The following is a 23145-nucleotide window of genomic DNA, read 5'->3' as shown; positions in this document are numbered from 1 at the left end:
GGTGTTGACGACAGGTGGCGATGAGCCGCGGACGCGACGATGGGACGGATGCCATGCCTCTGGAGGGCGAGTACGAACCCAGCCCGACGCAGTGGGTGCGCAAGCAGGTGGAGCTGTACGAGAGCTCCGGCGGTACCGAGGGGACGACGCTGCAGGGCTCGAAGATGCCGGTCGTCGTCCTGACCTCACGGGGTGCCAGGAGCGGGAAGCTGCGCAAGACACCGGTGATGCGGGTGGAGCACGAAGGGCGTTACGCCGTGGTGGCCTCCCTCGGCGGATCGCCGAAGCACCCCGTCTGGTACTTCAACCTGCGGGCCGACCCGCACGTGGAGCTTCAGGACGGGCCGGTGAAGCGGGACATGACCGCCCGTGAGGTCACGGGCGAGGAGAAGGCGGCGTGGTGGGAGCGGGCCGTCGCGGCGTACCCGGCGTACGACGACTACCAGAAGAAGACGGACCGGGAGATTCCGGTGTTCGTCCTGGAGCCGGGCGAGACCGGCTGAGGCGGGGCCGGCTGCCCGGTGCGGGCAGCCGGCGGAAAATCTCCCCCCGTGTGTGTGAACCGGCCGCGACGGGGCACGCGTGATTCAGGCCCCGCCGCGTTCCCCCGTCGCGGCGGGGCTTTCCGCTGCCTCGCGGGCGAGCCGGTCGGTCACGTCGAGGAATATCTGGTCCGCCTCGGGCACCGTCCGGGCGATGGATCGCTTGATGCGGACGGCGACATCCTCCACGCGCTCGCTGTCCAGGCCGGGTACCAGGTCGACGCGGGCCGCCACCAGGATCGTGTCGAGTCCGGTCTTCATCGTGAACAGCGCTTCCACACTGTCGATCTCGGGCTGTGCCCGCAGCAGCGCGTGGATCCGCCCGCTCGACTCCGGGTCGGCCGCCTCGCCGATCAGCTGGTCGCGGGCCTCGCGGCCCAGCCGGAAGGCCACGTAGACCAGCAGCGCGCCGATCGCGAGCGAGGCCGACGCCTCCCACACCACCTGGCCGGTGACCATGTGCAGCGCCATGCCCGCGATGGCCAGAGTGACGCCGAGCACCGCGGTGCCGTCCTCGGCGACGACCGTGCGCAGGGCCGGGTCGCGCATCCCGGCGCCCGTGCCGCCCTGCCGCCGCACCTGGTACAGCGCCCTCAACAGCGAACCGCCCTCCGCGAGGAGGGCGATTCCCAGCACGATCAGGCCGGCCACATAGCCGCCGAGATTCTCCGCCGAATCGCTCGTCAGGGCCTCGAAGCCCTGGAAGAAGGAGAAACAGCCACCCATGACGAAGATCCCGACGGCCGCGAGGAGCGACCAGAAGAACCGCTCCTTGCCGTAGCCGAAGGGATGGCGCCGGTCGGCGGGGCGGCGGCTGCGGCGCAGTGCCGCGAGCAGGAACACCTCGTTCAGGCTGTCGGCCACCGAGTGGGCCGCCTCGGACAGCAGGGCGGGTGACCCCGCCGCCAGGCCGCCGACCGCCTTGGCCACGGCGATCACCAGATTCGCCGCGAGCGCCACCAGCACGGTGACGCGTGTCCTCTGATCACTTCCTTCATCATTCACCCACGCCGATTGCCCCGGTCGGCGGTGCTCACACCGTGCCGTCGGCGGAAAACGGGGAACGCGTTCACCAGGGTCCACGTACGGCAAGGAGGTCACCCCCATGAGCCGCGACGACGGCGACGACGGCAACACCGGCTACGGAAGGAGGGCGTTCAAACGGTCCAAGGCGCATTTCGCGGACCGGGTCACCGCGGACGGCCGGGACGGCTGGCCGGTGGAGGCCGGCCGCTACCGTCTGGTCGTCAGCCGGGCCTGCCCGTGGGCGAGCCGGTCGCTGGTCTCCCGGCGGCTGCTCGGCCTGGAGGACGCCCTGTCCCTGGCCGTCGCCGACCCGATCCAGGACGACCGCAGCTGGCGCTTCACTCTGGACGAGGACGGTCGCGACCCGGTCCTCGGCATCCGCTTCCTCAGCGAGGCCTACGACCGCCGCGAGAGCGACTACCCCGGCGGTGTCAGCGTGCCGGCGCTCGTGGACGTGCCCAGCGGACAGCTGGTGACCAACGACTACCAGCAGCTCACCCTCGATCTCGCGACCGAGTGGACGGCCCTGCACCGGGACGGCGCGCCCGACCTGTACCCGGACGCGCTGCGCGACGAGATCGACGAGGTGATGACGGACGTCTACGAGGACGTCAACAACGGCGTCTACCGGGCGGGTTTCGCCACCGGGCAGGAGGAGTACGAGGCCGCCTGCGCGGGCGTGTTCCGGCGGCTGGAGCTGCTCGCCGGGCGGCTGGAGCGGCAGCGGTATCTCGTCGGCGACACGATCACCGAGGCGGACATCCGGCTGTTCACCACGCTGGTCCGCTTCGACGCGGTCTATCACGGCCACTTCAAGTGCAACCGCTGGAAGCTGACGGAGAACCAGGTGCTGTGGGCGTACGTCCGCGACCTGTACCAGACGCCCGGGTTCGGTGACACCGTCGACTTCGACCACATCAAACGCCACTACTACCAGGTGCACACCGGCATCAATCCGACCCGCGTCGTCCCGCTGGGCCCGGACCTGTCCGGCTGGTCGGCCCCGCACCACCGCGAGGAGCTGGGCGGCCGGCCGTTCGGTGACGGCACACCGCCCGGGCCGGTCCGCGCCGAGGAGCGGATCCCGGCGGCGCACACACCCTGACCCCTTCCCTTCATCTCCCCCCTCAGCGACCAAGGAGTTCCCGTGGCAAAGAAGAAGAAGATGTCCCTCGCGTACCAGCCCGTCGGGTTCGTGCTCGGCTGGTCGGGCGGCTGGCTGGCCGGGCTCGCCTTCCGCAAGACGTGGATGGCGATCCGGCACGAGGAGGACGCGCCCGACGCGCTGGACAAGGACCGCAGCTGGGGCGAAGTCCTGCTGGCCGCCGCGATCCAGGGCGCCATCTTCGCGGTGGTGCGCAGCGCCGTGGACCGCGCGGGCGCCAAGGCCATCGAGCGTTCGACCGGCACGTGGCCGGTCGGCGAGAAGGGCGGCCGGGACTGACAGCCGATCGGCCCCGCCCGGCGGCTGCCGGGCGGGGCCGGCCGGCCCTCAGCCGTTCACAGTGATCGTTTTCGTGGTGAGGGGGATGCGAGGCGCAGCGCGGCGGGCAGGCCGCCGGGCCTCCACCAGCCCGGTCGCGCACGACGTGACCGGGCCCGTCGGCCACGTCCGGCAGGTCCTCACCGAACCCCTCGCTCAGCCCTGCTTGGGTGCCGTCGGCGCGGTGCGGCGCAGGGTGAAGGAGTGTCCGGCCGGATCGGCGTAGCCGCGCTCCTCCAGGGGGCCCGAGGGCTCCTTGGCCTCCAGGGGGCGGCCGCCGAGGCTGATGACGCGGCGTTCCACCGCGTCGAGGTCGTCCACCACGAACTCCAGATGTGCCTGCAGGGAGTTCTCGGGGCGGGGCCAGCTGGGCGGGGTCGCGTTGACGTCCCGGCGCAGTGCGATCCGGAAGCCGTCGGCGCTCTTGATCTCCACCCGGTTGGCGGTGGCGTCCGACTCCTCCCCCTCCAGCAGTTCCTTGTAGAACACGGCGAGCTTCTCGGGCTCGGCGCAGTCGAGCACGAGGACCCCCGCTTTCACCAGTGCCATGTCTCCTCCGCAGGATTCCGGCCGCAGGGCGGTCGTGCCCCGCGGATCCGTACCTTGCGGATATCCCGGTCCGGCGGATTCAGTCGGCCTTCAACCACCGCCCGTCGCGCATGAGTTCACGGCCGTCGAGTTCGTCGGCCTCCCGCCAGGCCTGCACCCGCCGTGGCACGACGCGGAAGTAGAGGTACGGCGTGGCGAGCCGGCGGGGGTCGAACCCGGTCTTGGCCGCGAAGAGTTCGGCGTCCTGCTCGGTCAGCTCGCCGGGCTGGACCGTCTCGACGGTGCCCTCGACGAGGACGACGTCACGGGTCGGCCCGATGCCCACCCGGGCCCGGCCGGACGCGGCGAGGTTCCGTCCGGTGGGGCTGGACGCGGGCGTGGCGAACAGCAGGTACGAGCCGTTCCAGAGGAAGGACAGCGGGACGAGGTAGGGCGTCCCCGACGCGCCGTCGGCCGTGGCGACCCAGGCGTCCACGTCGTGTTCGAGACGGTGCAGGGTGTCCTTCGTGCGCTGCTCAGCGCTGCGTGCGGGTGCGGACGTCATCGTCGGTGCGCCTCCTGGCCGGTCGTCGAACGGACTTTGACCAGTGTGGCGTTCCGCGGCTCCGGAGGCTCGGCGGACGAGCCGGTACCGGGTGAGGGACGAGGGAGTATACGCAGCTCATGCGCTTCGGGCAGTAACGGAGATCACGGCAGGGTCACGGAATGGCTTATTCACGCCGTGGGCAGCCTCGTACCGCTTTCTCGGTTCAACTTTCGGACTGCGAAGCCCAGTTCGAGTGTGCGGGCGGTCACGGCACCGTCCGCCGGCAGGGGTGGGGGGACTCTGCGTTCCGTCTCCCGAAAGGAAACGCATGCCTCAGGACGTCCGGTTCGACCTGCCCTTCGACACCCCGGTCAGCTACCCACACACCTCGGGCGAAGCAGCGCATCTCGGATCCAGGGGTCGCGCTACGCCTGACGGGCCGCGAGTGCTTCCTGATCAGCACAGCTGAGCCGGCGATGCAGGTGCTCGCCTTGCAGCAGGAGTGCCGCCATCGCAGCAGTCGTGCCCCTCGCGGTCGTTCGCAGCAGGAGCCAGAGCCGGTCGCGTGAGTCCGGCTGTCCGGCGAGGCCGTCGCGGAAAGTACAGAAGATTCCCGGACACGACCGGTCAACGACCACGGTCGATCCATTCCGTTGCCAGGACCACAGTTCATGGGGAGACCGGTGTGAAATCTCGAGTCGCAGGTGCTGTTCCGAAGGCGTCCGCCGACAGCTCGCTCCCGGCGCAGCCGAGCGCCCAGCTCCACCCCACGGAGGCAGGGAACACCTTGGCCCGCCTCTTGGTGAAACACATCAAGGGGAACACGGAGCAGTACCGAAGGTCCCAGAACGCCGCTCAGCAGCGGCTGAACGCATTCGGCTCCCCCCACTCCAGCACCACGCTGCGTGTGGAGGGAGCCCTCCATCTGGCGCGGCCCGCGTTCCTCCCGCCCGACGAGGAGGGCTACGCCAGGTTGAGGCACCTCGACACCAGCCTGCGCATGATCGAAGCAGCCTTCCCCCAAGTCAGCACCGACGTCGAGGTCTGCAGACTGACCTGCACGATGCTGGAAGGGGCCTGGAGGAGCCGGGCACTCACCCCGCCGCGCGAGGAGGAGCAGACAAGCGTCTGCGCCTGCCCCCTGTGCCGTCGGCTGCCCACGCCCCCCGCACGCACGCTGGACGACTACCGCTGGCGGCAGAGCGCCGGTCGTCCCCTCACCGTCAAGACCTGGCCGTACCGCCGGGAACTCGACAGCGTCCTGACCGGTGGATGGTCCTGGACCCGGCAGATGAACGACCTCGAACGAGACCTCGGCCACCGCCACCGCTTCGAGGACGACATCCTCGTCTTCCACGAATACAAACGCGTGATCGACACCATCGACACAACGCGCCTCACCCAACACGTCGAAGGCCGCCTGGCCGAGAATTTCAGCACCAACAGCGCACGGGCCCTGGTCTCCGGACTCTTCGCAGCCCACAAGCGCTCCGTCGACGAGTACTGGCTGCAACAGCACGACGCGGGCAGCGTCATGCTCTCCCAGACCAACCCGCTCGACCAGAGCACCTACTCAGCCCTGCAGATGCTGGACTGCCTGTTCTGGCACGTCGCCCCCGACACCGAACTCTGGCAGGAAGAGAACCTCGCCTCCCTGCTGCTGTGCCGCGTCATCGACGACATGGCCGATGTACGAGCCGACGCCCTCACCGGCGAGATCAGCAACTTCTGGCTCGCCGAAATGCCCACCCACACCAAGGCGCTCTACGCTGCCTGCGCGATAGCCCTCGTCAAGTACGGCTGCATGCCCGAGGCCCACAGCCCGATGTGGAACACCTGGCTGATGACCACCACCATCGTCTGGATGGGACTCACGGGCCGCCACGCCCTGTGGTTCGACGGCATCACCCAGGGCCTCCCCCCTGCCGAGGAGTGCCCGCTGTGTGACCTGCAGCCCAACCCGTGCACCGGCATCCTCACCCACGGCACCACCCTCACCATCGCCCCGCGGCCCACCGCACCGGCACTGAGCACCCGGACCGCCGAGCTGTCCGCACGCTGTCGAGCCCAATACCCCCGGACATGGCCCCTCTTCGACGCCGAGCTCCATGCCTTCGAAGCACTGCACGGCCCCTGGTACGGCAACACGGACAGCACGTGGGAGATCTTGCGCCGCACCTACATCGCCGCCGTGGAGGCATCCAGCGCCGCACCATCGCCGGACCGCGCCCGTCATGTCCAGCAAGACGCCGGCGTAGTCGGATCCGAGAGGTTCCACACCCTGCACGACCCTCAGACCGGGAGGGAAGACACCGCACTGCTCGCCTACATGTTCGGCTGTGCCCACCCGCATTTTCTCTGGAACGCCACGGGATACCGTCCCACGGGCGTCGCAGGCGACTGGCTCGACGGCTGACGCCTCAACCCTGAAGGCTCGGGCCGCGGCCGGACTCCCCGGACGCAGCTCGGTTCACGGCCTGCTGGGCGTGTGAGCCACCGCCTGCACCCACGCATGGCGTTGCCCGGCCGGAAGCCGGCCGGGCAACGGTCTGCCGGCGTGGCCTAGACGGCGAACTCGACCGGCAGGCTGTCCAGCCGGGACTCCCACGTGGAGGCGGTCGAGCCGAGTTCTTCCGGCGGTACAGCCAGGCGCAGGTCCGGCAGCCGGTGCAGCAGGACGTCCACGCCGATCTCGATGATGGACTGGCCGATGTTCTGCCCCGGGCACTCGTGCGGTCCGGAGCTGAACGCCAGGTGCGACTGGTTGCCCTGCACGGCGACGGCCGAGTCGGGCCGTACCTCCGGGTCGAGGTTGCCGGCGGCCAGGCCCAGGATGAGCAGTTCTCCCTCCTGGACGTGATGGCCTCCGAGCTCCAGGTCGGCGGTTGCGAACCGGCCCGGCAGCACGGACAGCGGCGGGGTGTCCCACATGACCTCTTCCACCGCTGAGGAGATGTTCAGCTCCCCGCTGACCAGACCGGACAGCCGGGCGGAGTCGGTGAGGACCCGTTGCAGGACCCGGGCCAGCAGGTTGCTGGTGGTGGTGTGCGCGGCGATCAGCACCAGGCGCAGATGGCTGACGACCTCGTCGTGGTCGAGGCCGGCCGGGTGCTCCAGCAGGGCCGTGGCGAAGTCGGAGCCCGGCTCGGCCCGCTTGCGCTCGGCGAGTTCCGCGAGGATCTGCATGATCCGGTCGTTGTGCTCGAGGGCGCCCTCACCGCCCTTGAAGACCTCGGCGCACGACTCGATCAGGCGTAGCCCGTCCGCCGCGGGAAGGCCCAGCATCCTGGTGAGCACGAGCATCGGCAGTTGCTCGGCGTAGTCGGCCACGAGGTCGGCGCGCCCGGCGTCGGCGAACGCGTCGATCTGCTTGTTCGCGAAGTACGTGACGTGCCGCCGGATGCCCCGGGCGGCCGCCGCCTGCAACCCGTCGGTGACGGCACCGCGCAGCCTGCGGTGCGGTTCGCCGTCCTGGGACACACAGTCGGGGCGCCAGCCGACCATCGGCATGATCGGCGAGGTCTCCTCGATCCGGCCCTCCCGCCAGTCCCGCCAGATCCTCGCGTCCCGGCTGAACTGGCGGGGGTTGTCGAGCACCCGCCGGTTGTCGCGGTAGCCGAGGACCAGCCAGGCGGGCACGTCGCCTTCGAGCAGAACCGGCGCGACCGAGCCGTGCTCCTTGCGCAGCCGCTCGTAGATGCCCGCCGGGTCGGTCGCGGCGTCCGGGCCGTACAGCCTGGTCAGGTCGGCCCCGTGGTGGGCGACGGGGCAGCCCCGCACGGCCTGGAGTCCAGAATCGGTCGAGTCGTTCATCGGGGCTCCAGGGCCACGGCCGAGCGTTCCTTCAGATGGTGGATCAGGGCGACGAGGACGTCCCGGCTGGAGGCCCGGTCGCGGGCGTCGAAGGCCACGACCGGGGTGTGCTCGGGGATGTCCAGGGCGTCCCGGATCTCCTCGGCCGGGTAGTTCCGCGAGTCGGGGAAGACGTTCAGCGCGACGACGAAGGGGACGTTCTGCCGCTCCATCTCCTCGATCGCCCGGAAACTGGATTCCAGGCGGCGCGTGTCCACCAGGACGATCGCGCCGAGGGCCCCCTTGAACAGCCCGTTCCACAGGAACCAGAACCGCTCCTGCCCGGGCGTGCCGAACAGGTACAGCACCAGGCTCTCGTTGATGCCGATCTTGCCGAAGTCCAGGCTGACGGTGGTCTGCGTCTTGTCGGCGACGCCGATGAGATGGTCGACGTCGACGCTGGCCTGGGTGAGGGTCTCCTCGGTGGTGAGCGGCTTGATGTCGCTGACCGACCGGACCATGGTGGTCTTCCCGGTACCGAACCCGCCGGCGATCATCACCTTCACCGAGCGGGTGTCCCCGGCCGGGCCTCCGGGTTGGTCAAAGCCTTTCAAGTCCACTGAGTACCTCCTCAAGGAGCGCGAGGTCGGGCCCGCGGCCGGCCTGGTGTGCCGGGATGGGGTTACGCGCTTCGACGCGACCTGCGTCCAGCAGGTCGGACAGCAGCACCGCGAGAATGTTGAAGGGGAGCCCGAGGTGAGCGCCGAGCTCGGCGACCGACAGCGGGTCGCGGCAGCGGCGGAGGATCTCCTCGTGCTCGTGCTGCATGCCCGGTAACGGGGCGGCGCGGGAGACGACCAGGGTCGCCACGTCGAGGCTCGACGCCGAACCGCCCGGTCCGCTGCGCCCCCCGGTGAGGACGTAGTAGCGCTCGAGACCGGACGGGTCCGACGGCCTGCGGGGAGCACTCATCCAGAGTGCTCCTCCAGGCGCGGAGTGGTGCCGAGGAGCTCACCCATCCTGCGGGCCAGGTCTCTCATCTGGTGCCCGAGCAGGCCCTGGTCGAGGCCTTCCCTGGCGAGGACACCGAGGTACGTCTCCACACCCGCGCGCACGACGAAGAGGTGCCCGCCGTCCACCTCGATCATCGCCAGGCGGAGCTGCCCGGCGTACTTGGGGAACTGCTCGGCGACCGGCTGGGCCAGGGCCTGCAGGCCGGCCACCACGGCCGCGAAGCGGTCGACGTCGTCGGGGTCTTCGGCGCCGTAGGAGGTGATGGCCTTGCCGTCGCTGGAGGCCACGAGGGCGAAGCGGATCTCCTGGATGCTCTCGACGAGATCGCGGAGCGCCCAGCTCACATCTGTTCCTTGTTGCGTCATGGGACTAGTCGCTCTCTTCGGTGCGGTGCTCGGTGTACTCGCGTCCGGCGAGGGTGTCGCGGTCGTCGGCCGCCGAGGAGTCCTCTGCTGCGTTCCGTCCGGCGGTGGCGAAGGCGGCGAGACCCGAGAAGGACGCGTCCGGCGGGACGGCGGCGACGGTGCCCCGGTCGGTCCGGTCGGCCGGCCTGGGCGCCTCCGTCTCGTTCCGCTTGCTGCGGCGCCGGGGCAGTCCGCCGGGCGTGGTTTCCGCGGTCTCGGCCTGCGCGGCCCGTGGTTCGGGCACGCTGACCGTCTCGCGGGCCGGGACGGCCGGGGCGGCGGTGCGGACCTCCCGGGCCGGCGCGGCCGGAGCGGTCGCGGCCGTGGGCAGCGGGCTGAAGTACTTGTGCGGGACCACGACCACCACGGAGGTACCGAGCCAGGGCGAGTCCGCGAAGGTGACGCGGATGCCGTAGCGGCGGGCGAGGGCGCCGACGACGCGCAGGCCGATGCTGGCGTCCTCGGTGATGCCGCCGAGGCCCGCGCCGGGTGCGGTGCCCGCGAGGGCGTGTTCGGCCTCGCGCTTCTTCTCCTCGCTCAGGCCCTTGCCGGAGTCCTGGATCTCGATGCCGACGCCGTTGGGGACCTCCTTGCCGGAGATGAGCACCGGCTCGGTGGGCGGCGAGTAGCGGGCCGCGTTGTCCAGGAGGTGGGCCAGGATCAGCGTGAGGTGGTCGACGAGGCCGCCGTCGACGCCGAGTTCGGGCAGGTGGCGCACCTGGATCCGGTGGAAGTCCTTGATCCGGCCGATGCCGCCGCGCACCACGCTCAGCAGCCGCTGCGGCTCCTGCCACTGCCGTCCGGGCCGGTCGGAGCCGCCGAGCACGCCGATGCTCGCGGCGAGCGAGTCGGCGGGGCCGAGCTCCTGGTCGAGCTCCATCAGGCCCCGGGCGACGGCCGGCAGCCGGCCGTGCTCGCCCTGCATCTCGTGCAGACGGCCGCGGAGCTTGCTGGTCAGGACGTGGATGCGGTTGCCGATGCTGATCACGGCCTGCTCGGCGGAGGTGGAGCGGTCGAACTCCGCCTCCAGGCCGATCAGGGAGGTGCGCAGCAGCTTGCGCAGTTCGGCCTGGAGCTCCGCACCGACCTTGGCGCACTGGTTGACGGTGGGCAGCAGGTCGTCGATGGCGTCGCCGGCGCGCAGCTTCTCCATCGCGTCGGGCAGCTGCTCGTCGGCGAGCCGGGCGACCGCGGCGAGCTGGTGGGAGAGCTGCTCCTGCCAGACCGTGGCCTGGTCGGCGAGCTGGGCCTCGTAGGACGTGGCCTGCTCGGTCAGCCGTTCCTCGTAGGCCCGGGAGTGCTCGGCGAGCTGCGTCTCGTACGTGGCGCTCTGGTCGGCCAGGCGCCGCTCGTACGTCGCGTTCTGCTCGTTGAGCTGGGATTCCAGGCCGGCGCGCTCGGCGGCGAACTTGCGTTCCAGGGCCGCCACATGCTGCTGCCACTGCTGGTTGTGCTCGGCCTGCGTGGTACGGAAGGAGGCCTCCGCCCGGTGCAGTTGTGCCCGGGTGCGCAGCAGCAGCCGTACGCACAGGGCACCGGCCGCCGTCGCCGCTACTCCGGCGACGGCCGCGGTTATTCGCTCCGAGCTCATGAACGTGGCGGCAACGGTCCCGCCTCCCAGGCCCAGCGGCATCAACCACCAGCTGTACCAGGCGACAGGGGCCCGCGCCGCCGGTGGCGGAGTGGCGAGTTCCATCTGCATCCTTCGAAGCAACACGAACGAACAGGGGGGGGTGTGGACCGCACTCATGAGTACGCACCGCGAGTCGACTGGACGCGATCGCGTCAACTCGCAGCGCCGATCGGAACCTTATCGGGTTTGGACCCGAAAGGATCAAACCCGCCCCCCGCCGGGACATGAGGGTTCCGTCACGCTCCGACAGAAGGCAACAGGTCGACAAATGGCTTTGCTGCCAACGGAATTGGACTGTGCGTGCCAGGCCGCGGGCGTGTGCCGCCGGCGTCAGCGCGCGGTCTGGAACGTGCGGCGGTAGGCCTGCGGGGAGACGCCGATCGCCGCGTTCAGGTGCTGGCGCAGTGACGCGCCGGTCGCGAAGCCGACCCGGCCCGCGATCTGATCCACCGTCAGGTCGCTGGACTCCAGCAGATGCCGGGCCCGGACCACGCGCTGCTGGATCAGCCAGCGGCCGGGGCTGAGACCCACCTCGTCGTGGAAGCGGCGGGCGAAGGTGCGCAGGCTCATCCGGGCATGGCCGGCGAGGTCGGCCAGGGTGAGCGGTTCGCCCAGGCGTTCCAGGGCCCAGGCGCGGGTGGCGGCGGTGCTCGCGGCGCCCTGCTCGGGGACGGGCTGCTCGATGTACTGGGCCTGGCCGCCGTCCCGGAAGGGCGGGACGACGCAGCGGCGGGCGACGCTGTTGGCCAGCCGGCTGCCGTGGTCCTTGCGGACGAGGTGCAGGCAGATGTCCACGCCGGAGGCGGCCCCGGCGGAGGTGAGGAACGGGTGGTCGTCGACGAAGAGCACGTCCGGGTCGAGGTGGACGCGCGGGAACAGGCGCCGGAAGTGGTCGGCGACCTGCCAGTGGGTGGTCGCCCGGCGCCCGTCGAGGAGTCCCGCGGCGGCGAGGACGAAGGCGCCGGTGCAGATGGAGACGATGCGGGTGCCGGGGCGGATGGACGCGAGGGCGGCCAGGACGTCGCCGGACACCTCGTCGGTCAGCCGGCCGGGCGCGACGGGCGCGATCACCACCGTGTCCGCCGTGCCCAGGATCTCGGGGCCGTGCTCCACGGTGACGCCGAAGTCCGCGTTCGTGCGCACCGGACCGCCGTCGACCGAGCAGGTCAGCACCTCGTACCGGCTGTCGGCCGCGCCGAGGATCCGGCTGGGGATGCCCAGCTCGAAGGGGTACACCCCGTCCAGGGCCAGGACCACCACTCGCTCACGTCGCATGGCACGATCCTATCGAAGGTTGGCAATCGTGCCATTGGCGGGCGGGGCGGGGGCGGGCACGCTGGATGACCATGAGCACACAGAACACGATGCGAGCCATCAGCCAGGACGTCCTCGGCGGCCCCGAGGTCCTGAAGGAAGTGGAAGTCGAGCGCCCCGCACCCCGGCCGAACGAGGTGCTGGTGCGGGTGCGGGCCGCCGGGGTCAACCCGACCGACTGGAAGCACCGTGCCACGGGCGGATTCCTGGGCGAGCCGCCCTTCGTCCTCGGCTGGGACGTCTCCGGGGTGGTGGAGGCGGTCGGCATCGGCGTCGCGGCGTTCGCACCAGGTGACGAGGTCTTCGGCATGCTGCCGTATCCGTTCGGGCACGGCTCGCACGCCGAGTACGTCATCGCTCCGGTGCGGGCCCTGGCGCGCAAGCCGGCCGGGACCGGCCACGTCCAGGCGGGCGCGCTGCCGCTGGTGTCACTGACCGCGTGGCAGGCCCTGGTCGAGCACGCCGGCCTGCGGGCCGGGCAGCGGGTGCTGATCCACGCCGCGGCGGGCGGGGTCGGACACGTGGCGGTCCAGATCGCCAAGGCGCGCGGTGCGTACGTGATCGGTACCGCGAGTGCGGGCAAGCACGAGTTCCTGCGCGAGATCGGCGTGGACGAGGCGGTGGACTACCGGGAGACGGACTTCACCGAGGCCGTGAAGGACGCCGACGTCGTCCTGGACACGATCGGCGGCGACAACGCGCTGCGCTCACTGCGCGTGCTGCGCCCCGGCGGTGTCCTCGTCTCGATCCTCCCGGGCGGATCGGACGACCTCTACGAGGAGGCCGAGCGGCTCGGTGTGCGGGCGCTGCGGATGCTGGTGGACGCCGACCGCAGCGGCATGGAGGCGATCGCGGAACTGGTCGAGGCCGGGAAGCTGCACGCCACGATCGCCGGGACCTTCCCGTTGGCCGCCGCGGCGGAGGCCCATGCCTCGGGCGACACGGGCCGGACCACGGGGAAGCTGGTCCTGGTGAACGACTGACCCGAACGGCCGGACGGCGGACGCGGTGGCAGGAGCTCGGCAGGGCCGGCCGGACGGCAGTGCCCCGAAGGGGCGCGGGGAACTGCGCGGCAAGCCACGGCAATGCCGCACACGCCGGTCCACCCGCGCCCCCGGGCTCTCATGCGAACCGGCCATGACGGCGGGCCGCCTCAGAACGTCAGAACCGGCTTGATCGTCTTGCCCGACCTCATGTCCTGGACCGCCCGGTCGATGTCCCCGAAGGGGTAGGTGCCGATCAGGCGGTGCAGCGGGAGCCGGCCGTCCTTCACCAGGCGGACCAGGGCCGGGATCATGGTCTGGGTCTCGCTGTCGCCGAGAGTGAGGCCGACGATGCGCTTGCCGCCGAGGAGGCCGTTGACGTCCAGGGCGACCTCGGTCCCGAAGGGCGGCGCGCCGACGACGACCAGGGTGCCGCGGGCGGCGAGCGCGTCGACGCCCTGCCGCAGGACGCCGACGTTGCCCGTGGTTTCCACGACCCCGTCCGCGCCCTGCCCGCCGGTGATCTGGGCAAGGGCCGGCGCGAGGTCCGTGCCGCTGCTCGTGTCGACGGTGTGGGTGGCGCCGAGCTCTCTCGCCAGAGCCAGGCGTTCGGCGACCCGGTCGACGGCGACGATCCTGGTGGCGGGGGTGAGGGCCGCTGCCATCACGGCGGACAGGCCGACCGCTCCGGCGCCCAGGACGACGACCGTGCCGCCGGTGTCCGGCTTCAGGACGTTCCAGACGGCTCCCACTCCGGTCTGTACCCCGCAGCCCAGCGGTGCGATGGACTCCAGCGGCACGTCCGGGTCGACCTTGACGAGGCTGCGCTCGTCGGCCAGGGCCAGCTCGGCGAAGGAGGACTGGCCGAAGAAGTGGCCGCCCAGAGCCTCGCCGTCCCGGCTGATGGTGCTCGTCCCGTCGGCGCGGGTGCCGCCGAGCAGGTTCAGCGGCAGCCAGGTCGCGCAGTACGCGGGGTGGCCGCCGCGGCAGTTGCGGCAGCCGCCGCAGGAGGTGAAGGAGAGCAGGACGTGGTCGCCGGGCGCGACGCCGGTGACGGCCGAGCCGACGGCCTCGACGACGCCCGCGCCCTCGTGGCCGAGGACCCCGGGCAGCGGGAAGGGCAGGCCGCCGCTCGCCACCCCGAGGTCGGTGTGGCACAGGCCGGTGGCGACCATGCGGACCAGCGCCTCGTGCGGGCCGGGCGCGTCGAGGACGACGTCGGAGAGGGTGAAGGGCGCGCCGCCGGACTCGACGACCGCGGCACGGGTGGTGGTGGGCATCGCGATGACTCCTTGACGGTGTCTCAGTCGAGCGAGACGACGACGGACTTGACCTTGGTGTAGCCGGCGAGGGCCTCGGGCCCGTACTCGCGGCCGTAGCCGGAGTCCTTCACCCCGCCGAAGGGCACCGCGGGATCGAGCATCGCCCAGTCGTTGACCCAGACGATGCCCGCCTGGAGCCGGTCGGCGACCCGGTGGGCGCGGGCGAGGTTGGTGGTCTGGACGCCCGAGGCGAGCCCGTAGGGCGTGGAGTTGGCGAGGGCGACGGCCTCGTCCTCGTCGTCGAAGGGCTGCACGGTGAGGACCGGGCCGAAGATCTCCTCCTGGATCACGCGGGAGTCGTTGGCCAGGTCGGCGATGACGGTCGGCCGGTAGTAGTAGCCGCCGTCGAGGTCGAACCGCTCACCGCCGCAGACGATGCGGGCGCCCTCCTTGCGGGCCAGCGCGACGTACTCCTCGACCTTCTTCAGGTGCTTCTCGGCCGCCATCGGGCCGATGACCGTGGCCGGATCGCGGGGGTCCCCCATCGGCACGCCGGGCACGGCCTCGGCGAGGATGCCGAGCAGGGTCGGGTACACCGAGCGGGCCACCAGCAGGCGCGGGCCGCCCATGCAGAACTGGCCGGTGTTGAAGACGAAGCCCTTGATGACGGCGCCGACCGCCTTCTCGAGGTCGGCGTCCTCGAAGACGATGTGGGCCGCGTTCCCGCCGAGTTCCATGGTGACGGGCTTGAGCGCTTCGCCGGCGACGCTCGCCACGTGCCGGCCGATCGCGGTGGAGCCGGTGAAGGCGACCTTGTCGACTCCGCGGTGCCGCAGCAGCGCCTCGCCCGCCACCGGGCCACTGCCGGTGACGACGTTGACGACGCCGTCGGGGACGCCCGCCTCCTGGAGCAGGCGGGCCATGTACAGGGCGCTGAGCGGGGTCTCGTCGGCGGGTTTGTGGACGACGGTGTTGCCGGCCGCGAGCGCCGGGGCGAGCTTCGAGCCGGCCAGGATCAGCGGGAAGTTGAACGGGGTGATCGCGGCGACCACGCCGAGCGGCTCGCGCTTGGTGTAGGCGAGGGCGTTCATGGGGAGGTCGCGCAGCGCGCCGTCCTGGCTCTGGGCGAGGTGGGCGTAGTACTCGTAGTCGTTGGCCGCGTTCGTGACGTCGACGGCGCCGCACAGCGTGATCGGCTTGCCGACGTCGAGGCTCTCCAGTGCGGCGAGCTCGTCGGCGTTCTCCCGGATCAGCTCGGCGACGCGGTGCAGCACCCGGCCGCGCTCGCGGCCGCTCAGCCCGGACCAGGCGCCGTCGTCGAAGGCCTCGCGGGCGGCGCGTACGGCCGCGTCGACGTCGGCGGGGCCCGCTTCGGCGACGGTGGTGACGACCGTCCCCCGGGAGGGGTCGACCACCTCGGTGCGCGCCCCGTCGGCGGCCTCGCGCCATCGGCCCCCGATGAACAGCTGCCCGGGTGTGCTCTCGAAGGTGGTCATCGCCACTCCTCAGCTTCGTCGCCAAGACTTCAACAAACAGGATTCCTGTCTGTGCGCAGTCTCTTTACAGACAGGTTTCCTGTCAATGGTCTAGCCTGCCCTCATGCTCGACTCTCAGGTGACCAAGGCGCCCCCTTCCCTGCTCTACATGGTCAAGCAGGTGGAGCTCGTCGTGCGCTCCCATCTGGACGAGCTGGTCAGACCCTCTGGGATCACCGCCCTTCAGTACACGGCCCTGACCGTGCTGGAGCGGCACGACGGACTGTCCGCGGCCCAGCTGGCGCGCGACTCCTTCGTCACCGCCCAGTCCATCGCGGACCTGGTCCGCTCCCTGGAGGGCCGCGGGCTGGTACGCCGGGAGCGCAACCCCCGCAACCGCCGGGAGCTGCTGATCCTGCTCACCGACGACGGCCGCGAGCTGCTCGCCCGGCACGCCGGGCCGGTCCGGGAGCTGGAGGAGCGGATGGTGCGCGACCTCACCGCGCACCAGACCGAGCAGTTCCGCGAGGCACTCGCCAGGACCTGGCACGCCCTGTCCTGACCCAGCCGGGCCTTGGTGACACACCCCCGCGGACACGCCCGCGCACGCCCCGGCGTGAACCTCGGCCAACTCGGCCGGAATTCAAAGACATATGTCAATCGAACATGCTCAAATTCACTCGTTGGAGGGTAACTTGCAGGGCGGGGACCGGTGTTGAGGCCGTAGCCCCTCCCCACGCACGGAGCAGGCTGGAGGCGATCTCGTCGTGCGGCAGGAACCTGCACCGCTCACCCGGCATCTGCGCGTCCGCCAGGAACGGGGGCACACGGTGCTGGAGTTCCGCGGCGAGATCGATCTCGCCGCGGCCACGGAGATCGCCCCGCACCTGGACCGGGAAACGGACCGCCCCGCCGCCCGGGTCGTGATCGACCTCAGCGGGATCGACTTCTTCGACTGTTCCGGACTGAGGCTGCTGTACCGGGCCCGCAGCCGGGTGCTGGACCGGCGGGGGTACGTGCTCCTCGTCTGTGCGCACCCGTTGACACTGCGCGTCCTGCGGATCACGGGCCTGTCCCGGCTGCTGCCTCCGCAGCCGACGCTGGACGCCGCGCTGGAGCAGCCCGAGGCGACGTCCCGCCCGTGACGGGCGTGCGCCCCGCGTGCTTCCGCCGAAGACCCTCCCATCCTCAACTCGGCGGTCTGGCAGGGCATGCGGCGGGCATCCGGACAGTAGGAAGGAGGGCCGTCGCATGACGACTCCCGTCAAGCGTCTCCCCAGGCGCATGCCCGGCTGGGCGAAGGTGGTGGCCGCGCTCGTGCTGGTGCTCTTCGTGTTCTTCGCCGGGCTCCGGCTGAGCGTGCTCCCGGGCCTGAAGGACCTGTTCGGCACCGACACCCACGACCGGTCCGGCCCCGCGCTGCTGAAGTCCGTCCAGGACCTCAGCCGTTACGACGCCGCCTCCGGCAACTTCCAGGTCGTCGTGGACCTGGAGAAAGACGCCAAGCTGCTGCCCGACGCCATCCGCGGCACCCGCACCCTGTACGTCGGCGCGGGCACCGTCGACGCCTATGTCGACCTGGGCAAGGTCGGCGAGAACGACGTGAAGGTCAACGGCGACCGCACGTCCGCCACACTCCGGCTGCCCCACGCGCAGCTGGGCAGGCCCGCCCTCGACCCCGACCGCTCCTACGCGGTCTCCAAGCAGCGCGGTCTCTTCGACCGCCTCGGCGACCTCTTCTCGGACAACCCCAACGGCGAGCAGGCCGTGCAGAAGCTCGCGGTACGGCACATCGGCGACGCGGCGAAGGAGAGCGAACTGACCGCACGCGCCGAGTCGAACACCACCGGCATGCTCGAAGGCCTGCTGCGCTCCCTGGGCTTCAAGGAGGTGCGTGTCTCGTACGGGAGCTGATCGGCTTCCGAGGACGTGGTCCCCAGAACCCGGCCCGGGGCGGCGAGGCCCGGGCCGGGTGACGGCTCCGTCGCGGGGATGAGCGCCGGCGCGGCCGGGACGAGGCCGGGCAGGACGCCGAGCGGGGCCCGGTGGTGGCGCGGGCCGGCCTCATGATGTCCGGGATCCGGCGACTTCGACCCGCGGCCCCCAGCCGGGAGTGCTCCGGGGAACGCGGGGAAACAGACGGTGGGAACGGTCCCCGGCGATGCCGTCGGGGACCGAGGCCCGGAACGGCCCCCGCGGCATCGTCGGCCCGCCCGGGGGTAACCGCCTTGTCACGCAGGGAAGTCGAAGACTGGAGAACTCACCATGGCCGGTACAGCCTCACGTCCCAGGACCACCGGGTCCGGGAGCGAGCGACACCCGCTCCCGTGGCCCGTCCGGCTGCTGGCGGTGCTGTGCGCGTTCACGTTCATGGTCGCCTTCGCCGTGGTGCTGGCCCGGCTGACCCTGCAGCCCTCGCCCGCCTCGGAGGCGCTGACCCACAGCAATCTGCAGCCGGGCAGCTCCCTGAAGGCCTATCTCGACCAGCCCGAACTACGGGACGCCGTCAAGCAGATAGGCGGCAACATCGTGCTGGGCATTCCCTTCGGCATCCTCGTGCCCGTGGTCGCCCCCCGCACCCGGGGCATCCTGCGCGTGCTGTTCCTGACCGCGATCGTGATGCTCCTGGTGGAGTTCGCCCAGGGCGCCCTGGTCACGGGCCGCGCCTTCGACATCGACGACGTCATCCTCAACACGACGGGCGCGCTCATCGGTTACCTGCTCCTGGGACGGCGCCTCAGCAGGGCCGTGCACGCGCGCAAGCCCCGACCGGGCCGGGCGGGGAAGGAGCCGTCGGCCGGCAAGGCCTAGGGCGAGCCCTAGTGCACGGTCCAGGTGAACTTGTCTCCGCCTACCCAGCGGACCACATCCGGATCGTCCATGTCGTGCACTGTGATCCCGAACGCGGCCGCGGCGGCCAGCACGTCGGTGACGGCCCGGGCCTCCCCGACCACCTGTCCGTCGATCTGCACGATCCGGAACGGCGGTGTGCCCGGCTGTACCCCGAGCACCATGATCCGCGGGTGGGATATGTACGGGCTCGCGCTTTCGGTCATGCATCGAGCGTAGAACGCAACCGGCGGCGGCGCGGGTTCAGGGCGCCCGCCGGACCGGCCGGCCGCTCAGGGGCGGCGCCAGTCGTGGCCGGTCAGATGGGATCCGGCCTGCGGGCCCATCCGGAGCATGCCGCCGTCGACGCTCCAGGACGCGCCGGTGACGTACGAGGCGTCCGGCCCGGCGAGGAAAGCGATGACGGCGGCGACCTCGCGGGCGTCACCGGGCCGGCCGAGCGGGACGCCCGGGCGGCTCTCGGTGTGCGGGTCGGTGTCCTCCTGCCCGGTCATGGGCGTGGAGATCTCGCCGGGCGCCACGGCGTTGACGGTGATGCGGTGCTCGGCCAGTTCGAGCGCCATGACCTGGGTGAGCAGCCCGAGGCCGCCCTTGGCGGCGCAGTAGGGGGCGGCGCCCACCCGCGGCTGGTGCTCGTGTACGGACGTGACGTTGATGATCCGGCCCCCCTCGCCGTGCCCGATCATGTGGCGGGCCGCCTTCTGCCCGCACAGGAACGGCCCGACGAGATCCACGTCGAGGACCTCGCGCACGTCGGACAGCTCCAGATCGAGGAAGGGCGTCATGGTGCCGGTGCCGGCGTTGTTGACCAGCACGTCGATGCGGCCGAGCCGCTCGCACAGCTCGTCGACGGTGTCGGCGGCGTCGGGCAGCCGGGTGAGGTCCATCCGGGCGACCTCGGCCCGCTGCCCGTGCGAGCGCACCTCGTCGGCCGTCTCCTCGGCGCCCTTGCGGTCGCTGTGATAGGTGATGCCGACGTCCAGGCCCGCCTGCGCCAGGCGTACGGCGGTGGCCCGGCCGATGCCGGAGTCGGCGCCGGTGATCACGGCGACCTTGCTGGGTGACGCGCTCGGAGCGGACATGAGGGGCCTCCTCGTCGACGGGGTGAGGGCGAGGCATCGCAGTACCCGGGGGGATACCGGGCAAACCGCCCGCCCGTCGTGCGGCCCGTCCGGCGCTGGGGAACCCTTGAGGTGGAGGTGACGATGGACCCCGTCGAGGCACTGGACCGGATCGCCTTCCTGCTGGAGCGGTCCCTGGCACCGACGTACCGCGTGCGCGCCTTCCGTACGGCGGCCCGGGTGCTGAAGGACCTGGGCGAGGACGAGGTGCGGCGGCGGGCGGCGGACGGCTCGCTGGAGGGGCTCAAGGGGGTCGGCCCGAAGACCGCGCAGGTGGTGCGGGAGGCGCTGGCCGGCCAGGTGCCCGGCTATCTGTCGAAGCTGGAGGGCGAGGCGCGGGAGAAGCCGGCCGTGCGGGGCGGGGAGAAGCTGCGGGCGCTGCTGCGCGGGGACTGCCATCTGCACTCCGACTGGTCGGACGGCGGCAGCCCGATCGAGGAGATGGGCCGGGCCGCCGCGGAGCTGGGCCACGAGTGGGCGGCGCTGACCGACCACTCGCCCCGGCTGACGGTGGCCCGCGGGTTGTCGCCCGAGCGGCTTCGGGAGCAGCTGGACGTGGTGGCGGAGTTGAACGAGACCTGGGCGCCGTTCCGGCTGCTGACCGGCATCGAGTGCGACATCCTCGAGGACGGCACACTCGACCAGGAGCCGGAGCTGCTGGACCGGCTCGACGTGGTGGTGGTGTCGGTGCACTCCAAGCTGCGTATGGACGCCCGGTCGATGACCCGCCGGATGGTGGCCGCCGTACGCGATCCGCACTCGGACGTGCTCGGGCACTGCACGGGGCGGCTGGTGACCGGGCGGGGGCGGCCGGAGTCGGAGTTCGACGCGGACGAGGTGTTCGCGGCGCTCGCCGAGACGGGCACGGCCCTGGAGATCAACAGCAGGCCGGAGCGGCTGGACCCGCCGCGGCGGCTGCTGCGCCGGGCCGTGGACGCCGGTGTGCTGTTCTCCGTCGACACCGACGCGCACGCGCCGGGGCAGCTGGACTGGCAGATCAACGGGTGCGCACGGGCGGAGGAGTGCGGGGTGCCGCCCGAGCGGGTGGTGACCACGTGGCCCCTCGACGAGCTGCTGGCCTGGACGCGTGAGCGGCGGGTGCCGTCCGGCGTGGCGGGCGCCTGACGTGGTACCCGCGCGGCCGGAGAGGAAAGGACTGTACTTATGGGAAGCGCGGGACGGGCGGCCGTGTTCGACGTCGACGGCACGCTGGTCGACACCAACCATCTGCATGTCGTGAGCTGGTGGGAGGCCTTCCGGCAGGCGGGCCACCAGGTTCCGATGCACGCCGTTCACCGGGCCGTGGGCCTGCCGTCGACGGACCTGATCGCCCATCTGCTGGGTGACGACCGGGACACGGACCAGGACGCCGACATCAGCGCCGGGCACAAGGCGCTGTACGGGCAGTACTTCGACCGGCTGCCCGCGCTGCCGGAGGCCGGGGCGCTGCTGCGGCGGCTGCACCGGGACGGCTGGACGGTGGTGCTGGCCACCTCGGCGGACGGCGCGGAGCTTGGCGCGCTGCGCCGGGCCATCGACGCGGACGAGGCCATCGCCGCCACGGCCAGCGCCGACGACGTCGACGAGGGCAAGCCCGCCCCCGAGCCGGTCGAGCACGCGCTGGAGCTGGCCGGGGTACCGGCGGAGCGGGCGGTGTTCGTCGGCGACACCGTGTGGGACATGCGCGCGGGCAGCAGGGCCGGGGTGCGCTGTGTGGGCGTCCTGTGCGGCGGCGTCCCGCGCGCCGACCTGGAGGAGTCCGGCGCGGACGCGGTCTACGCCGACCCCGCACACCTCCTGTCGGCCCTCGGCGACAGCCCGCTGTCATGAAACGACGTGAAACCGCCGGTCACACGGATACCCGCAGCGCATGACGCGTGTGGCGAGTGCGGTACGGCGGGCGGCGGGAGTCTTCCGCAGGCGGAAGGACAGCGACAAGGACCCGGGTGGGCGGCCCCGGGGAGCACCGACGGCTCAGGGGCGGATACGGAACCTGGAGCAGCAGACGCGCTCCGTGCGGCCGGTGGATGCCGTGCGCCGCGACACGCGGGGCGCCTGGAACGCCGTACGGGCGGCGTGGCGCGGGCCCGGGCGGGAGCGGGATCTGGTCGTCCAGTCGCTGAAGGCGGCCGGGGCGGCGGTGCTGGCGTGGCTGGTGGGCGGCGTCTGGATGGACGACCCGCTGGCGCTGATGGCGCCCTGGGTGGCTCTGGTGCTGGTGCAGGCCACCGTGTTCAGCTCGCTGGTGCAGGGCGCGCGGCAGTTCGGCGCGATCTGCGTCGGCACCCTGCTCGCCTCGGGTGCGCAGGCGATCACCGACGACACGACCGGCGCGCTCGCGCTGTCCGTGCCGGTGCTGATGCTGCTGGCGAACTGGCCCCGCTTCGGCGACCAGGGCATCTACGCGGCGACCACGGCCCTGTTCACCATCTCCTCGGGCATGGTCAGCCTGTCCGCGGTCGGGCACCGGGTGGGGCTGGCGGCGATCGGCGCCGTCATCGGCGTCGCGGTCAACGCGCTCGTCCTGCCGCCGATCCACCTGCGGGACGTACGGGAGAACCTGGCGGCGCTCGCCCGGGAGGCGGGGGACGTGCTGCACACCGTCGCCGGCGATCTGCGCGAAGGCGAGTGGGACGCGCAGACCGCCTCCGGCTGGGTCAGCGCCGCGACCCGGCTGGACCACCGTCTTAAGGCGTTGCGCTCGGCGCGCCGGTGGAGCAAGGAGAGCCTGCGCCTGACCTTTGCCCCGCTGCGCGCCCTGCACCGTGTGCCCCACGAGGGCGTCCTGCCGTCGGAGGAGGAGGACGAGCGGCTCGCCCGGGCGACCGGGCACGTCATGGCGCTCACCCGGGCCCTCGCGGTGTCCGTGGACGCCAAGCGGACGCCCGCCCCGCCCGAGGGCCCGGCTCTGCGCTCGTACGCGCGTCTGCTGGAGCTGATCGGGGACAGCCTGTGCGCGGAGGCCGACAGTCTGCTCGACGGCAGCGTGATCGCCCGGCCGGGCGAGGAGAGCGAAAAGGCGATGCGGGAACTGCACGAGGAGCTGCAGGAGAAGCTGCGCCGGCACGCCGGGGAGGGAGCCGCTCACACCATGGTCCTGGGCACGCTGCTGCTCCAGGCGGAGAACCTCTGGGCCGAGACGGTGCCGGGCGACCAGGAGCAGTGACGCAC

At 71.7% G+C, this 23145-nt stretch carries 25 protein-coding genes; 12 read left to right on the top strand and 13 right to left on the bottom strand.

All coding sequences use genetic code 11. The features are described from left to right. Positions 1-53: 53 nt before the first annotated feature. A complete protein-coding gene (locus IO24_RS0108685; protein ID WP_031133605.1) occupies positions 54-503 on the top strand; it encodes a nitroreductase family deazaflavin-dependent oxidoreductase in 450 nt (149 codons plus the stop codon). 84 nt (positions 504-587) lie between these two features. On the opposite strand, the gene IO24_RS0108680 is transcribed toward IO24_RS0108685, so the two are convergent. Then, on the bottom strand, positions 588-1508 hold the full coding sequence (locus IO24_RS0108680) for a cation diffusion facilitator family transporter (RefSeq protein ID WP_031133603.1): 921 nt from the start codon (positions 1506-1508) through the stop codon (positions 588-590). A gap of 139 nt (positions 1509-1647) precedes the next feature. Between IO24_RS0108680 and IO24_RS0108675 the strand changes: the two genes are divergently transcribed. Together IO24_RS0108675 and IO24_RS0108670 are read left to right on the top strand one after the other, a co-directional pair. Further along, positions 1648-2673 carry a glutathione S-transferase family protein gene (locus tag IO24_RS0108675; RefSeq protein ID WP_031133601.1) on the top strand — a complete coding sequence of 342 codons (1026 nt, stop codon included), beginning with the start codon at positions 1648-1650 and terminating at the stop codon, positions 2671-2673. A 42-nt stretch (positions 2674-2715) separates the two neighbouring features. Continuing rightward, the gene (locus tag IO24_RS0108670) at positions 2716-3012 is read left to right on the top strand and encodes a DUF4235 domain-containing protein (RefSeq protein ID WP_031133599.1); all 297 of its coding nucleotides are present in this window, start codon (positions 2716-2718) and stop codon (positions 3010-3012) included. Between the two features lie 195 nt (positions 3013-3207). On the opposite strand, the gene IO24_RS0108665 is transcribed toward IO24_RS0108670, so the two are convergent. Both IO24_RS0108665 and IO24_RS0108660 read right to left on the bottom strand, forming a co-directional pair. Then, positions 3208-3600, bottom strand: coding sequence for a VOC family protein (locus tag IO24_RS0108665; protein ID WP_030845174.1), 393 nt, complete (start codon positions 3598-3600; stop codon positions 3208-3210). A 79-nt stretch (positions 3601-3679) separates the two neighbouring features. Continuing rightward, positions 3680-4144, bottom strand: coding sequence for a pyridoxamine 5'-phosphate oxidase family protein (locus IO24_RS0108660; protein WP_031133596.1), 465 nt, complete (start codon positions 4142-4144; stop codon positions 3680-3682). A gap of 784 nt (positions 4145-4928) precedes the next feature. Between IO24_RS0108660 and IO24_RS0108655 the strand changes: the two genes are divergently transcribed. Beyond that, positions 4929-6542: a hypothetical protein gene (locus IO24_RS0108655; protein WP_244310209.1), complete on the top strand. Its 1614-nt coding sequence runs from the start codon at positions 4929-4931 to the stop codon at positions 6540-6542. A 146-nt stretch (positions 6543-6688) separates the two neighbouring features. Here the strand turns inward: IO24_RS0108655 and IO24_RS0108650 are convergent, their stop codons facing one another. The 6 genes from IO24_RS0108650 to IO24_RS0108625 all read right to left on the bottom strand — a co-directional run bounded on the left by IO24_RS0108650 (position 6689) and on the right by IO24_RS0108625 (position 12244). Further along, positions 6689-7939, bottom strand: coding sequence for a cytochrome P450 (locus IO24_RS0108650; protein WP_031133592.1), 1251 nt, complete (start codon positions 7937-7939; stop codon positions 6689-6691). Beyond that, positions 7936-8538: a GTP-binding protein gene (locus IO24_RS0108645; RefSeq protein WP_031133590.1), complete on the bottom strand. Its 603-nt coding sequence runs from the start codon at positions 8536-8538 to the stop codon at positions 7936-7938. The genes IO24_RS0108650 and IO24_RS0108645 overlap by 4 nt, the downstream gene beginning before the upstream one ends. Further along, the gene (locus IO24_RS0108640) at positions 8519-8890 is read right to left on the bottom strand and encodes a DUF742 domain-containing protein (protein WP_031133588.1); all 372 of its coding nucleotides are present in this window, start codon (positions 8888-8890) and stop codon (positions 8519-8521) included. The genes IO24_RS0108645 and IO24_RS0108640 overlap by 20 nt, the downstream gene beginning before the upstream one ends. Beyond that, a complete protein-coding gene (locus IO24_RS0108635; protein WP_003994857.1) occupies positions 8887-9297 on the bottom strand; it encodes a roadblock/LC7 domain-containing protein in 411 nt (136 codons plus the stop codon). The genes IO24_RS0108640 and IO24_RS0108635 overlap by 4 nt, the downstream gene beginning before the upstream one ends. Positions 9298-9301: 4 nt before the next feature. Next, the gene (locus tag IO24_RS0108630) at positions 9302-11032 is read right to left on the bottom strand and encodes an ATP-binding protein (protein WP_031133586.1); all 1731 of its coding nucleotides are present in this window, start codon (positions 11030-11032) and stop codon (positions 9302-9304) included. A gap of 267 nt (positions 11033-11299) precedes the next feature. Next, complete coding sequence (locus IO24_RS0108625) at positions 11300-12244, bottom strand: GlxA family transcriptional regulator (RefSeq protein ID WP_031133584.1); 945 nt, start codon at positions 12242-12244, stop codon at positions 11300-11302. Positions 12245-12315: 71 nt separating this feature from the next. Between IO24_RS0108625 and IO24_RS0108620 the strand changes: the two genes are divergently transcribed. Then, on the top strand, positions 12316-13266 hold the full coding sequence (locus IO24_RS0108620) for an NADP-dependent oxidoreductase (protein ID WP_031133582.1): 951 nt from the start codon (positions 12316-12318) through the stop codon (positions 13264-13266). A 170-nt stretch (positions 13267-13436) separates the two neighbouring features. Here IO24_RS0108620 and IO24_RS0108615 read toward each other — a convergent pair whose 3' ends face one another. Both IO24_RS0108615 and IO24_RS0108610 read right to left on the bottom strand, forming a co-directional pair. Continuing rightward, positions 13437-14546 carry an NAD(P)-dependent alcohol dehydrogenase gene (locus IO24_RS0108615; RefSeq protein WP_031133580.1) on the bottom strand — a complete coding sequence of 370 codons (1110 nt, stop codon included), beginning with the start codon at positions 14544-14546 and terminating at the stop codon, positions 13437-13439. A gap of 23 nt (positions 14547-14569) precedes the next feature. Then, complete coding sequence (locus IO24_RS0108610) at positions 14570-16024, bottom strand: aldehyde dehydrogenase family protein (protein WP_031133578.1); 1455 nt, start codon at positions 16022-16024, stop codon at positions 14570-14572. Positions 16025-16127: 103 nt separating this feature from the next. Here IO24_RS0108610 and IO24_RS0108605 point away from each other — a divergent pair, with 103 nt between their 5' ends. The 4 genes from IO24_RS0108605 (at position 16128) to IO24_RS0108590 (ending at position 18814) form a co-directional block, all read left to right on the top strand. Further along, positions 16128-16565 (top strand): MarR family winged helix-turn-helix transcriptional regulator, encoded by a 438-nt coding sequence (locus tag IO24_RS0108605; protein ID WP_031133576.1) that lies wholly within the window; start codon positions 16128-16130, stop codon positions 16563-16565. Positions 16566-16770: 205 nt separating this feature from the next. After that, the gene (locus IO24_RS0108600; protein ID WP_031133574.1) at positions 16771-17148 is read left to right on the top strand and encodes an anti-sigma factor antagonist; all 378 of its coding nucleotides are present in this window, start codon (positions 16771-16773) and stop codon (positions 17146-17148) included. Between the two features lie 106 nt (positions 17149-17254). Next, complete coding sequence (locus IO24_RS0108595; RefSeq protein WP_031133572.1) at positions 17255-17917, top strand: DUF4230 domain-containing protein; 663 nt, start codon at positions 17255-17257, stop codon at positions 17915-17917. Positions 17918-18268: 351 nt separating this feature from the next. Next, positions 18269-18814, top strand: a complete 546-nt coding sequence (locus IO24_RS0108590) for a VanZ family protein (RefSeq protein WP_031133570.1) — start codon at positions 18269-18271, stop codon at positions 18812-18814. A gap of 8 nt (positions 18815-18822) precedes the next feature. Here the strand turns inward: IO24_RS0108590 and IO24_RS0108585 are convergent, their stop codons facing one another. Continuing rightward, positions 18823-19059 carry a hypothetical protein gene (locus IO24_RS0108585; RefSeq protein WP_031133568.1) on the bottom strand — a complete coding sequence of 79 codons (237 nt, stop codon included), beginning with the start codon at positions 19057-19059 and terminating at the stop codon, positions 18823-18825. Between the two features lie 66 nt (positions 19060-19125). Next, positions 19126-19935 (bottom strand): SDR family oxidoreductase, encoded by an 810-nt coding sequence (locus tag IO24_RS0108580; protein ID WP_045295975.1) that lies wholly within the window; start codon positions 19933-19935, stop codon positions 19126-19128. Positions 19936-20058: 123 nt separating this feature from the next. Between IO24_RS0108580 and IO24_RS0108575 the strand changes: the two genes are divergently transcribed. The 3 genes from IO24_RS0108575 to IO24_RS0108565 are packed head-to-tail and all read left to right on the top strand — an operon-like array spanning position 20059 to position 23140. Beyond that, positions 20059-21099: a PHP domain-containing protein gene (locus IO24_RS0108575; RefSeq protein WP_031133564.1), complete on the top strand. Its 1041-nt coding sequence runs from the start codon at positions 20059-20061 to the stop codon at positions 21097-21099. 39 nt (positions 21100-21138) lie between these two features. After that, positions 21139-21804: an HAD family hydrolase gene (locus tag IO24_RS0108570; protein WP_031133562.1), complete on the top strand. Its 666-nt coding sequence runs from the start codon at positions 21139-21141 to the stop codon at positions 21802-21804. A 40-nt stretch (positions 21805-21844) separates the two neighbouring features. After that, positions 21845-23140, top strand: coding sequence for an FUSC family protein (locus IO24_RS0108565; protein ID WP_107062919.1), 1296 nt, complete (start codon positions 21845-21847; stop codon positions 23138-23140). Positions 23141-23145: the final 5 nt, after the last annotated feature.

This window comes from Streptomyces flavovariabilis (assembly GCF_000725785.1).
In the GTDB taxonomy this organism is placed as follows: domain Bacteria; phylum Actinomycetota; class Actinomycetes; order Streptomycetales; family Streptomycetaceae; genus Streptomyces; species Streptomyces hawaiiensis.
This window is presented reverse-complemented; position numbering and strand designations above follow the sequence as displayed.